General features: G+C 42.3%; 13 protein-coding genes. 7 read left to right on the top strand and 6 right to left on the bottom strand.

The window, feature by feature from the left end:
* Positions 1-303: AIM24 family protein (locus D6D85_RS10105; RefSeq protein ID WP_133308310.1), on the top strand; the 303-nt coding region annotated here is incomplete at its 5' end.
* Positions 304-629: 326 nt separating this feature from the next.
* A complete protein-coding gene (locus D6D85_RS10100; RefSeq protein WP_125671920.1) occupies positions 630-3185 on the top strand; it encodes a PKD domain-containing protein in 2556 nt (851 codons plus the stop codon).
* Positions 3186-3261: 76 nt separating this feature from the next.
* Here the strand turns inward: D6D85_RS10100 and D6D85_RS10095 are convergent, their stop codons facing one another.
* A complete protein-coding gene (locus D6D85_RS10095; RefSeq protein WP_125671919.1) occupies positions 3262-4317 on the bottom strand; it encodes a class II glutamine amidotransferase in 1056 nt (351 codons plus the stop codon).
* A gap of 138 nt (positions 4318-4455) precedes the next feature.
* Here D6D85_RS10095 and D6D85_RS10090 point away from each other — a divergent pair, with 138 nt between their 5' ends.
* On the top strand, positions 4456-5682 hold the full coding sequence (locus tag D6D85_RS10090) for an ATP-binding protein (RefSeq protein WP_125671918.1): 1227 nt from the start codon (positions 4456-4458) through the stop codon (positions 5680-5682).
* Between the two features lie 128 nt (positions 5683-5810).
* A complete protein-coding gene (locus D6D85_RS10085; protein WP_125671917.1) occupies positions 5811-6026 on the top strand; it encodes a hypothetical protein in 216 nt (71 codons plus the stop codon).
* Positions 6027-6185: 159 nt separating this feature from the next.
* Here the strand turns inward: D6D85_RS10085 and D6D85_RS10080 are convergent, their stop codons facing one another.
* The gene (locus D6D85_RS10080) at positions 6186-6464 is read right to left on the bottom strand and encodes a hypothetical protein (RefSeq protein ID WP_125671916.1); all 279 of its coding nucleotides are present in this window, start codon (positions 6462-6464) and stop codon (positions 6186-6188) included.
* A 223-nt stretch (positions 6465-6687) separates the two neighbouring features.
* On the opposite strand from D6D85_RS10080, the gene D6D85_RS10075 reads away from it, so the two are divergent.
* Positions 6688-7413, top strand: coding sequence for a DUF4352 domain-containing protein (locus D6D85_RS10075; RefSeq protein ID WP_125671915.1), 726 nt, complete (start codon positions 6688-6690; stop codon positions 7411-7413).
* A gap of 49 nt (positions 7414-7462) precedes the next feature.
* On the opposite strand, the gene D6D85_RS10070 is transcribed toward D6D85_RS10075, so the two are convergent.
* Positions 7463-7897: an EVE domain-containing protein gene (locus tag D6D85_RS10070; protein WP_125671914.1), complete on the bottom strand. Its 435-nt coding sequence runs from the start codon at positions 7895-7897 to the stop codon at positions 7463-7465.
* 153 nt (positions 7898-8050) lie between these two features.
* Between D6D85_RS10070 and D6D85_RS10065 the strand changes: the two genes are divergently transcribed.
* Complete coding sequence (locus D6D85_RS10065) at positions 8051-8782, top strand: hypothetical protein (protein WP_125671913.1); 732 nt, start codon at positions 8051-8053, stop codon at positions 8780-8782.
* A gap of 27 nt (positions 8783-8809) precedes the next feature.
* On the opposite strand, the gene D6D85_RS16385 is transcribed toward D6D85_RS10065, so the two are convergent.
* The gene (locus D6D85_RS16385) at positions 8810-8962 is read right to left on the bottom strand and encodes a hypothetical protein (RefSeq protein WP_161969820.1); all 153 of its coding nucleotides are present in this window, start codon (positions 8960-8962) and stop codon (positions 8810-8812) included.
* 360 nt (positions 8963-9322) lie between these two features.
* On the opposite strand from D6D85_RS16385, the gene D6D85_RS10060 reads away from it, so the two are divergent.
* Complete coding sequence (locus D6D85_RS10060; protein ID WP_237558819.1) at positions 9323-10405, top strand: AAA family ATPase; 1083 nt, start codon at positions 9323-9325, stop codon at positions 10403-10405.
* 10 nt (positions 10406-10415) lie between these two features.
* Here D6D85_RS10060 and D6D85_RS10055 read toward each other — a convergent pair whose 3' ends face one another.
* Together D6D85_RS10055 and D6D85_RS10050 are read right to left on the bottom strand one after the other, a co-directional pair.
* Positions 10416-11123, bottom strand: a complete 708-nt coding sequence (locus D6D85_RS10055) for a hypothetical protein (protein ID WP_125671912.1) — start codon at positions 11121-11123, stop codon at positions 10416-10418.
* 169 nt (positions 11124-11292) lie between these two features.
* Positions 11293-11613 (bottom strand): phosphorylase family protein (locus D6D85_RS10050; protein WP_161969819.1); only part of this gene is annotated, 321 nt, incomplete at its 5' end.

Raw genomic sequence — 11613 nt, 5'->3', positions numbered from 1 at the left:
AAGACATCAGGAAGGGGGAATTTATTCATAAACACATTTGGAGCAATAGATAGGCATCATCTATCGGCAGGGGAGAGCCTCATAGTTGACAACTTCCATTTAGTCAGCTTCTCCGACACATGTTCTTACAAAGTTAGAAGAATAGGTGGGTTGAAGGAGTTTGTGTTGAGCGGAGAAGGCCTTGTTGTGGAGATCATTGGCCCTGGTGATGTCCTTATCCAGACAAAGAACCTAGCTGAATTTGCTGACTGGCTCTGGCATGTTTTTGAGCCGAAGATAAGGGCAATGATGAGGTCTAGATAATCAGAACATCATCTCTTGAATACCAGAACTTGAAATTCCAGAAGCTATGAATTTATCCGTTCTAAAGAGCTAAAATTTCCTTGATATCTCGCTTTTCCTTGTCCTCTCCTTGGGCTCCCATCTGAACCTCCAGAGACCCTCCAAATGTGCGCGCCATACATGGAGAGAGAAAGAAGATGGTTTGATGAGAAGGATATTTAAACTATATTTATTGCTGATATTCTAGCCAGTAATTCCTGAAATTTGGTAGAGACTAAAATCTACTGCAGGGATATAAAACTGAAACTTTATATTCTAGATTCGAAAGAAGGATTACTAGAGAGGAAATGAGATTTTCTGGAATTATCTTGGCACTTACTCTAATAAGCATTCTGACACCGGCGTTTAATGTTCAAATAGTTAAGGCAGAGTCTGTATCTCATCAGTTAATCCTCTATACATCCACTAGGGATGGTGTTATAAGAGTGTTCTTAAACGGTTCTAAACAGATCCTTGAACACGTTAGATCAGGCTATTCTTTAGAGATTCTAGGAAACAGAATCTATATGAACCAATATCCGGGATATATCTCGGTCTACACTACTGAAGGAGTTTTTCTGAAAAATATTAATATACCTTCTTCTGTTTCATATTTTATAACTTTCGTTGTTTTACCTGATGAAAGAATAGCCTTGTTAGATAACGAGAATGACAAAGTATACTTCATAGATTCCTTAGGAAATTTTATAACGAAGGTAGATATTCTAGAGGCTCCTGATAATCATCTGCAGAATCTTGATGGAATAGTCATTAATAATAAACTTATAATTTCTGAGGATGGAAATAAACATATTATACAGATCGATTTAATGACTTACAAAAAAACTATTTTTAAAGATATGAGCAAAATACCAGAAGTATGGTTAGGAGCTATAACATATTCAAATGGTTACTATTATGTATGCGGTCCTAGCTCCATCTATAAGTTCTCTGAGAATGGTGATGTAAGCAAAATTGCAGAAATACCTGATTATAACATTGTCGGAATAGTTGTAGTAGATGATTATGCTTATGTCTCTGTCAATTTTGGCGGCAAGATCTATAAAGTTGATTTGAGAAGCGGGATAAGTGAAGTACTTACATCAAATCTAAACTATCCCTTAGATTTAGAGGCTCAAATTTTGTCTGAAACTCTGCCTCCAACTCTCACGCTCTTTGAGCCCCAGATAAGCGGTTTAACGGTCACTATAAACGGAGTTGCTACCCCTGGATATGAGGGCGCAAGCATCACCGGGATTGCGCCTCACTGCTTCCATTGGGATTGGGGTGATGGAAACAGTGAGGATCACTGCTTCCCAGCAACTCACACATACAGCAGTGCTGGCACGTACACGATAACGGTGACAGCATATCAATCAGATGGCCTGTCAACGACAAAAACCCTGAGCGTGAAAGTTGAGGCTGAGAACAAGCCTCCAACTGCGTACATAGATTCTATATCCCCCAATCCAGCATATGAGGGCCAAACAATATCCTTCAGCGGGCATGGATACGATCCAGATGGGAAGATAGCTGAGTGCGATTGGAGGGCTGATGGAAGGGTGCTGAGCAGCTCATGCTCCTTCAGCACATCCCTTCCTCCAGGAAAATATACGATATACTTCAGGGTGAAGGATGACAAGGGAGCATGGTCTAAATGGGTAACTGAGACGCTTGAAGTGAAAGCTAAGCAAAAAGAGGAGATTCCTAAGGAGGGTGCTGAAAAGCTGTCCGAACTAGCAAGAGGAAAATCCGCTTTCTTTAGGAGCCTAGCAGAATTTATAGATAAAAAGACAGATCCTAGAAAGTATTTAGATCAGTTTGCCAGCGATTTAAGGAATTTAGGGGAGTTTCTTGGAAAACCACCGGAAAATGTAGAGGAGGCCTCTAAAAAAGCATTAAAAGACTTTTTACTGAAAATTATTGATCCTAATGGTGTTATAGACACGGCAGATGCCTTGGGTAAGATATCCACTGTGACAGCTTATGCTTTTATGGAATCAGCAGATGTAAACTTCTGGTATGTGATCTGGACAAACGAACCTCTTAAAAGCGATCTGAAAGCTGTTGCCGAGGAGATGAATAAAGCCGCAGATCTCTATGATGAAGAAGCGAATTGCTGGGAAGGCATTACTAAAGGAAAATGTGATATTGATCATCTTAAGAATATTCTCAATAGAGAAAAAGATCAACTAATAAAGTTAAAGGCGACGGTTAATGAAAAAATCGAGAATATTTTATCTGTATTTAGGAATCCTTCACCAGAAGTAGTCTTAAATGATTATAAAAAAGTTGTAGAAGGTGATGTCCTTAAATATGAACTACCATCCCCGCCCTATCCTTGTGAGACTGTGGAAATCTCCATAGAACAGGTGCCGAAACCGGCTAAAAACTTCTGGGAATTCTGGATAACGGATCCATCCTACGAAATAGAAATATATCCCTATTATTACTATTATCCCTCCTCTTTCCAATGCCAAAAAGACGAAAAGCCACTAACCTCTCGTCCTGGTGCCTGCTTAGTGAATCGATCACTTACATACAACACAAAATCTATTTTTGGCTCGTCGATGTCTGTTACTTGGAGCGTAAAGGATCTATATCCTCTAGGTACGTTTGAATATGATGTTCTCGGACTTGTAATCAGAGTAAAGGACTTTGGAGGGGATAATACTTTTACTTTCTGGACTGATGAGGGTATAAAGGAAGCGCAGATAGCGGTAAAGATGGTCTATAAGTCCTCGGGAAAATACATTCAACTGTACTCCTTTGGGGCGCAACAATTAGAAAACTTACGTTCAAACCTCATAACAATCTTAGATAAATACTTAGATACTATCAACAATACTCTTACAAAATTGTAATATTGGATAAATAATATTGAACCTCTTTTTGTATAAATATTTTATTTTCTTTATTATAAAGTTCGACGCAGCCCAGCTAGTCCCCTGAATAGGAGCTCATCAGCTCATCTATCTCCCTTCTTCTCGATGGCTCTGTGTAGAATGTTGCGCTCTCCTCATACCACTCCACAACATCCCTCCTATCCTGTCTTATGTATTTCTTTTTCAGCAAAGAGCGAACTGCTCTTGTTACCTCTTCCATCGACCTTCCTGTTTTGTTTGATATCTCCCTGAGGCTTATCCTATGGGGACTTCTCCTGATAGCTATTAGGACATCCATCTCCATGCCTTCACTCGGTCTTTTGTTTGAGTAGATAATCCTGCCGTCTTTGAATACAATTAACTCTCCTGGTTCAAATTTTAGCCACTTCTCATCAGTCAGCTCTCTGGTTGCGATTATGTAGCCTGTCTGCTCCGGTTCCTTCTCCTTCGACAGGTCTATGAAATTATCTTTATCAAGTTCTATATCCCAGTCATCATCCAGAAGCTTTATTTTTCCATATGGAGGCTTTCTGTGGACAAAGCGCAGGTTATTGTATCCATTTTTATCTGAATAGCAGAAAAGATGCGTTCCATCGGAGAATATGCAGTTAAAACTTCCATATTTGTTTATCTCAATCAGTTTCTCTGCAAGCCACTCAAAGTCCTCCTCTTTCCAGTCAACTACCTTCCTTTGCTTTATGCAGTGAAGCAGATGGCAGAAAGCATGCTCTGAATCGGTTTCTCCTATCGGCTTGAAGGATCCCAGCTCCAGATCTTTGTATTCAAGATTCCCATTGTGAGCGAACACATATTCCCTCCCAAAAAGCTCCCTGCTAAATGGATGGGTGTTTTTGTGGGATATTCCTCCCCTAGATGCGTATCTCACATGTCCGATGAAGATCTTCGATCTTATCTCTGTATAATTCTTCAGAAACTCTGAAAGAGCACTTTCCCCTGCTTTTATAGGCTCCTTGAAAATCTGGGCTGATTCATCAGGGTAGAAAGCTAGGCCCCAGCCATCCCGATTATATTTTCCTCTGAGACGGAATCCCCTAAACGAGATACGAGGGTTTACGGGCAGATTAAAGGACATCCCCAGAAGCTCGCACATATCCCTATTTTGAGCTCATTATTATTTAAGCTTTAATTAAGTTGTTCAGATGAATGACATTGCCATTCACTTTCCTTTTATTATACTGTTGCCTGCAATTCCACAGACTTTATAAGTATCTGTGGATTTATATTCCACATGGGATTCCTGAGGGAGATAACTGAGGAGTATCTGGGTGCACTTCAGTATGTGAAGGAGGTGCCAAGAGATGTAAAACTTCCCACCAGCAGGGATATAGTGGCGCTAGTTGGACCAAGAAGAGCCGGAAAGACTTTTTTGATGTTAAAATCCGTTAAAAACCTGCTGGACTCAGGAAAGCAGGCCCTCTACATTTCCTTCGATGAACTTCAGATAAGAAGGATTGATGCCAGAAAGCTGGCTGAGATGGCTAGGGAGGAATATCCGAGAGGTGAGATCCATCTGTTTCTGGATGAAGTTCAGGAATGGGAGAACTGGGACAGCAAGCTTCGCTGGCTCCACGATGTGAAGGACTTCTTTTTGTATGTGACAGGATCCTCCTCCGCCCTTCAGTCCTCTGAGATACCTAGCAGGCTGAGAGGGCGCTACACATCAGTTCTCCTTTTGCCATTCTCTTTCCGTGAGGTTTCTTCTAAGGAGAAAATTGACATAACAACCTTCAGGGAGAGGGGTGCTATCAAGGCATTGCTTAGTGATTATATGACATGGGGAGGATTTCCTGAGGTGTGGATCTACAGAAGCAGGGAGAAATTAGTTTCCCTTCTTGAGACGATGTTCTACAGAGATGTGATGGAGAGGCACAGGATAAGGGAGACCGCTGTTTTCCTGGAGCTTGCCCGTCTGGCAATATCAAGCTATTCATGTCCTGTAACATGGCACTCGCTTCGCAAGGCCATGAGGGCTGCGGGCGTCAACGTTGATGTGAAGACGGTGATGAGCTATGTGGAGTACATGAGGCAGGCAAACCTGCTATTTCCTGTTAAAAGGTTCACTTATTCCGAAAGAGAGGCTATGGCATCACCCAAGAAGATATATCTTGTGGATCCTGGGATAGCCACACTTCTGGAGAAGCCGATGGACAGAGGGAGAAGGGCTGAAAATTTAGTTTTTTTGGAGCTGGTCAGGAGGGGATATGAGCCGTGCTATTATGTAACTAAAGCTGGCAAGGAGGTGGATTTTGTCACAATGAGGGAAAGAATTGTGGTTGAGGTGGCCCTTGAGGACTGGGAGAAACATACAGGAAAGGTGGCTGAGGCAGCAAGGGAACTGGGAGTTGATGAGGCAACTATAGTGACATGGGATGCAGAGGGGGAGGAAAAGGTAGGGAACTGCAAGATATTTTTAGTACCCCTATGGAAGTGGCTCCTTCAAGAAGCCAAAAAGTAGCTTCTAACTCTCCCTTAGATACCAATTGTATCAAGTTTTCGATTAAGTTCTCTTTATGCTTTCTTATCAGATTTGAGTGCAAAAATATAAATAGACATCTGTTACATTCCCTAGGTAGGGATACGCTGATGGCTGAGATTTGGAGTATCATCCTCCCGAATCTGGGCTCGATAGTCACCCTAATCACGCTTCTCACACTTTTCTATAAAATTGGTAGGTGGATGCAGGAAGTTGAAGATAGACTTGAGAAGCTTGAGAAAAACCCAATTATTGTTGCTGGCAATAAACTCTCGGCTAAAGCCCTCTCTCAGAAGTCTGATCTCACTCAAAAGAATGAGAAGTAATGCGCTTCTTATCTCTTTTAAAATTTTGGATAAACAAAATCTTAAATAAATATTAGAAGAGCTATAGGGAATATATTCTCAGAAGATTCATCGGGCTCTCATCTAAATGTATTCCTCCGCTGTCTGCAATAAAAAAGCGATTTTTAGTCTTTTTCTTGGTCATTCAGAACTTTCATTGCTTAACTCCTCAAGAAGATCGCTTATACCTATTATCTCAAGGGCTGTTACTTTTCCGGTCTTCTCCTCTGTGAAAAGGGTTACCAAGGTTCTCGTGCAGAGAGGCTCTCCAACCTCCTGCTCATCTGACTTGCTGAACCTTATGAACAGAAGGTTGTGATCCCTGTCAAGATAGACCTCTGTGACCTCTCTTGGAAGAGTTATTCCGCACTTCCTCTCCAAGGAATCTATCAGCCTCTTCAGATCCGACGATGTCTTCAAACCTCTCGCCTCATGCTTGAGATATTTTGCTTGATTTATAAGGTGTTGCGATTCTATCATGTTCTTGATCACATTCACAAGCCATTCTAAATACGTGGCAAATTCCACAGTTGAACTTAGTGTTAAATTAAATAATTTAATTCTAGCTTAAGGAAGAATTCATTGAATATCTTCTTCCAAAAATTTTTATACAGCTTTTACAGCAGAATTCGGGGGGAGGAGGATGGGGGCCCTAAAGGCAATAGTCCTCTTCCTCTTGGGAATAATATTCGTCTTCTTCGCGTTTCCAATAGCCTTCTTCGTTTCAGCCGGTCTTGGATATATCCTTTGTCTGCTTGGAATTGGAATAGGAGCATACATGATAGCAAAAAGGGAGAAGAAAACTTTGCCTCTAGTGCTAGGAGTTCTGCTCGTAATAGCAGGGCTGGGTTCTCTACTTGTCACAGCAACAGTGCATGCAGGAACCTATGCTATCTCTGAGGCTGTGAAGACAAGGAATTTAACAGCTAAGATAAATGAGCCAATAAAGGCAGGGGATTGGGAGATAACAGTGAAGGAGGTAAAGGAGACAGCTTATATAAGGGTGGATAGTAGTTACTATGGAGCAAAAGAGGGGCAGAAAATAGTACTTGTTGGAATCTCGGTAAAAAATGTTGGAAAGGAGACTCGCACTAATCCCATTTGGTCCCTTGTCCTTGTTTCCAATGCCGGCAAGAGCTATGAAAAAATTTATGCGATAAACTTAGACTGGATTTATGAACCGAACGAAAGCATAAAGTCTAGTGCTGTGCTCTGTAAGTACCTAGATATGACAGCCTCCGTAGCTCCAGGGACATTTATAGAGGGAGATATCCTGTTCCAGATTCCGAAAGAAGAGAGTCCAGACAGGCTTGTCCTCAAAGTGGAAGTGCTGGGAGGATATGAGGTCACAGTAAAGCTAAGAGGATAGCGCTGAAGGATTTTTTTGGAAATCTTGCTTTTTCTTTTTATTTTTTCTTTTAACCAGTTATCAGTTTAAAGTCCTCCTCCGGAATTTCCCTCATTGCCTTTCCCATCAGATGACCAGTCCACTTTTTCTTGTTCTCTATAAATTTCAATTTCGGTATCAGCTTCTTGAATTCAACAGGTTTCTCGAATATCTTGACAGGCTTCAGCTTTATCCTCAGCGGGAATGTCTCGCTTCCCATTTTTGGAGGAGGCCTGAATATCCTCGAGGAATCCCTGAAAACCTCCGAAGCTGCCTCATATAGTGCTACTATCTTAGGCCCCTCAACCTCCTTTCCCACACTTCTCTGCTTCACGTAGATAAGGAGAAGATCGCCTGGCTTAACCCTAGATATCGTGTTCTTATGCCTCTCAGGAACTCCCCATATATTTTTCTCCTTTATAATCTTCCAGTTCTCCTCCGTCGTTATGCAGAGCCAGTAGGTCATACATCAAGAGGGACCTAGTTTTATTTAAAGATTTGGATTGTTCGACTTTGCTCAGTTTTCGTGCTGCAATTTAACTCTTTGGATAAACCTAGGAAAGCAGGGGAAAAGGCAGAAAATTTAAAAGCTTTGGATTCCAGGCTGAAGGGGGCATGAATGTCCCTTTCCGAATTGAATGAGGTAATAGAGCAGCCTGAGAGATATTTTATATACGGCTCAATAGTAAAGTGCATCTCCTACTCAGATTACTTTCCACTGAGGTTGGCTGTTAAAAGAACGGATTACATAAAAAGCCTGAAAATCTCGGAGAGAATCCTCCGAAGGCTTCCGAATGTCCCCATAGTGGAGGCTTTATCTAAGATGGGCATCAAGGTTGAATTTGAGAAAAGGGGTTTTCTTGCATCTCTTCTGCTGGGAAATCTATGGATTTCCTCATCATTTACGTGCAGGAACTGCTCCTTAACAGGTGGCCAGATCACTGATGGATATAGCGATGCGGAGGGTTATGTGGGATTTGTGAACATATATTTCCCGTACAGGAATTATGTCAAGGGGAGGATCAAGGCGAAAACCAAGGGGAGATTGGACAGAGTGTTTGCAGGTATAGAGGTGAAGATGGATGATGTTCTTAGGAGGAGAATTGAGGACGATGGTGTGCTGATGGGATTGCTCAGGGAGTCCTTTGAAAGTTCTATTGTTTCATGGGACAGCGGAATAACTCTCAGTGTTAAAAAGATGGATGAGAGAGAATATAATGTAATTGAGTTTACATTGAATCGGTTCACCGACAAGCACATCAACGACCTAATTAAAAGAGGAATTGATTTTCGAAAAGCTCCGGAACTTGTGTTCGATATAGCCGAGAGAATAGCCCGAAAATTGCTTTAAAGGGGCTATAAAATTAATTTTTGGGAGTTAATCTAAGGAGAAATTCCAAGCAGGATATTCATCATCCGAGATCTCCTTCATCGCCTGCATTTCTGCAACTTTTCTCAGGCTTCTGTCAAAGGAAAGATCGCCAAGCAACTTTTCCAGCAGCTTAAATGGATCCTCTGCTTTTCCTATCATGATGCTCCCCTCAACCTTCCTCTTTTATGTTCACCTTCTCCCTTATATCCTTTGGAAGAATAACCTTTCCTCTCTCCATCCAACTTTGTAATGCTACATTGATGGTCCTCATTATTTAATTTTTCCTAGATAGTTACTGGTATTCAAACTAACTCCACAAGCTTTCTCGAGAAGCACGATCTGCTGTAAATTGACCTCTGGCAGGTTCCTTGCTTCTTTTTTAATGTCTGCATCGGAAAGATTGGAGATTCGCTTTATGTAGTCGAAGAAAGTTAATATGTCTCTTTTATGATTGTATTCCTTTGTGTTTTGATTGTTCGAAAATAAGGTTTATTACTTCCGCTGCGGAAGTTACTTTCGGTGCGGAAGTTGCTGTTCGATCCAAGACCGAAGGCGTCAAGAAGGGATCTGTATGACTTCGAGGAGGAACTAAAGACGTTATCTAGGTATTTGGGAGAACCGTTGACGGTGGTTTCCGGGCTAAGGAGGACTGGAAAGACCTCCCTTGTGCTTACAGCCTTGAATGAGAGCGATAAGCCCTATGTATTTATCGATCTCAGGGAGGGGTTTGCCTCCTGGAGGGAGCTCTACTCCTTGATTTCGAGAAGCTTCAGCGAGTTTGTTGAAAGGGCCTCAAGATGGGGTAAAGTAAGGGAGATATTTCTCAAGCTTGTTTCTAGATTAAGAGGAGTGTCGGTGCTCGGCTTTGAGGTTTCTGTTAACTGGCTGCCCGAGAAGAGGCCCCTTTTAGGAGAGCTCTTTGGTGTGCTTGATGAGGTTGGGGAAAAAACTGGGGAAAAGGTTATCGTGGTTTTTGATGAGTTTCAGAGGTCTCAGGGCCCCGTTGGAGCATCCCTCCATGGTGCAATAGCGCATTCCTATGACTTCCACAGAAATCTCTCGTTTGTGGTAACGGGCTCGGAGATGGGAGTGCTTTATGGTATTTTAGAGAATCCTGAGAACCCTCTTTACGGCAGGGCTTATCTGGAGGTTAAAACCCGAAAGCTCTCGAGGGAGGAGTCGCTGGACTTTCTAAACAGGGGATTTGAAGAAACGGGAGTTAAAGTGGGAAGTGAGGTGGAGAGGGCTGTTGAGGAGCTTGATGGAATCATCGGATGGCTCACCTACTACGGCTATCTGAAGGTGAGCGGCAGAGATAACTTTGAGAGCGTGATGAATGAGGCTGTAGGGCTGGCGAAAAGAGAGCTCGAGTCCTTTCTTGCAAGGAGGGTGAGCAGGAGGTATAGGGTGGTTTTAAAGCTGCTTGCCGAAGGTATAACAGAGTGGGGGAGGTTGAAAAGGGCTCTTGAGAACTATGAGGGGGTGGAGCTGAGCGACAGAGTGTTACATGAAGTGCTTCAGGGCTTGAGAAAACACTCAATCATAGATGATGAGAACAAGTTTACTGATCCCGTGGTTAAGAGAGCTGCCCAACTTCTCTGAGATACAGCTTTCAGGATGTTTCTCTCGCTTTGCTGTAGATTGATCTTAGCTCTTCCTCGATTCTTGCCAGATTCTCCATTTCTAGCACCACACGTTCAGCAATGCATTTTCTCGCTAGGAAGGACTGGAGGCTCTCCTTTTCTATGCTTGATGACAGGACATACTCTGCCAGAACTCCAGGCCACTTAAATCCCCTTATTATTTCGTTTGTCTCCAATGCAAGAGATAGATTGTTGTATAGAGCTTCAACATCCCTATATTCAGGAAGCTCAAGTGATATTATCTTTCTCTCTTGCTCTTCCCCAAATTTCACCCTTTCCCCCTTCCTGAAGTCATCCAATGCTTTCCAAGGATCCTCTAGGAATATCTCATCCACGGAGAACGGGTTGTGATCTCTGGATCTCCAGACCTTTATGAGTTCATCCGTAAGTTCTCTTTGCGGCATTTTATCCAGCTCAACCTTCTCTTCAGTGGATCCTTCATAAAAAGACCTCCATGGATAGCTTATCACAAGCTCCGGCTTTTTTGAGCATCCTATGTAGTAGTGGAGAGCATCATAAAGGCAGGTTACCTCATCTTCACTTTCATATACGATGACAGGCTCGTAATCCCATACATGGAATGGGAGAAACTGAACGGCGAAGTAGAATATGTAGATATCCACCTTTCCTCTTTTGTTTTCTACGGTCCTTCTGCAGACTGATTCCAAGGTCCACAAGTCAGGATTAAATCCGATGCTGAGGGATAGCATAAACGATATGCCGGGTACATAAATTTTTGATCATCTGGGCTTGAGGCCGAACCTCCTCTCCAGTCATTCATACTTCATCTTGAACCTGTGAAATTCCTCTATCTTCTGAAAGGTAACGAAACCAATAGCTTCGGTTTCAGCTCTTTGAAAGAGTTTCCAAGGCAGCTTTTAGCAGAACTTCCATGCTTTCTTTAACTGATTTTTCATAAAAGGCTTGAAGCCATCCCTTCTCTGTTAAAATATCTGAGATGACCTGAGCTGAAGCTGCTTCAATATTTCTATATTTTGCAACAGCGAAAATTGCTGATGTCTCCATGTCCACAGCTAAAACGCCATTATCCCTGAACCTGCGGAACTTGCCCAATGTCTCCCTGTAAACTCCGTCAGTGGACCAAACAGGGCCGATGAAATGCCTTATTCCTCCATCATTTAAGCACTTAATTAACGTCTCCCTCAA

Source organism: Candidatus Methanodesulfokora washburnensis (assembly GCF_003947435.1).
Classification (GTDB): domain Archaea; phylum Korarchaeota; class Korarchaeia; order Korarchaeales; family Korarchaeaceae; genus Methanodesulfokora; species Methanodesulfokora washburnensis.
Note: the sequence above shows the minus strand (reverse complement) of the source record. Positions and strands in the feature narration are given on the sequence as shown.

Bases quoted from the DNA above. Each gene is read 5' to 3' on its own strand.
- D6D85_RS10100 (WP_125671920.1), top strand. From the start codon at position 630: ATGAGATTTTCTGGAATTATCTTGGCACTTACTCTAATAAGCATTCTG.
- D6D85_RS10070 (WP_125671914.1), bottom strand. From the start codon at position 7,897: ATGACCTACTGGCTCTGCATAACGACGGAGGAGAACTGGAAGATTATA.
- D6D85_RS10090 (WP_125671918.1), top strand. From the start codon at position 4,456: ATGGGATTCCTGAGGGAGATAACTGAGGAGTATCTGGGTGCACTTCAG.
- D6D85_RS16385 (WP_161969820.1), bottom strand. From the start codon at position 8,962: ATGATAGGAAAAGCAGAGGATCCATTTAAGCTGCTGGAAAAGTTGCTT.
- D6D85_RS10065 (WP_125671913.1), top strand. From the start codon at position 8,051: ATGTCCCTTTCCGAATTGAATGAGGTAATAGAGCAGCCTGAGAGATAT.
- D6D85_RS10075 (WP_125671915.1), top strand. From the start codon at position 6,688: ATGGGGGCCCTAAAGGCAATAGTCCTCTTCCTCTTGGGAATAATATTC.
- D6D85_RS10085 (WP_125671917.1), top strand. From the start codon at position 5,811: ATGGCTGAGATTTGGAGTATCATCCTCCCGAATCTGGGCTCGATAGTC.
- D6D85_RS10095 (WP_125671919.1), bottom strand. From the start codon at position 4,317: ATGTGCGAGCTTCTGGGGATGTCCTTTAATCTGCCCGTAAACCCTCGT.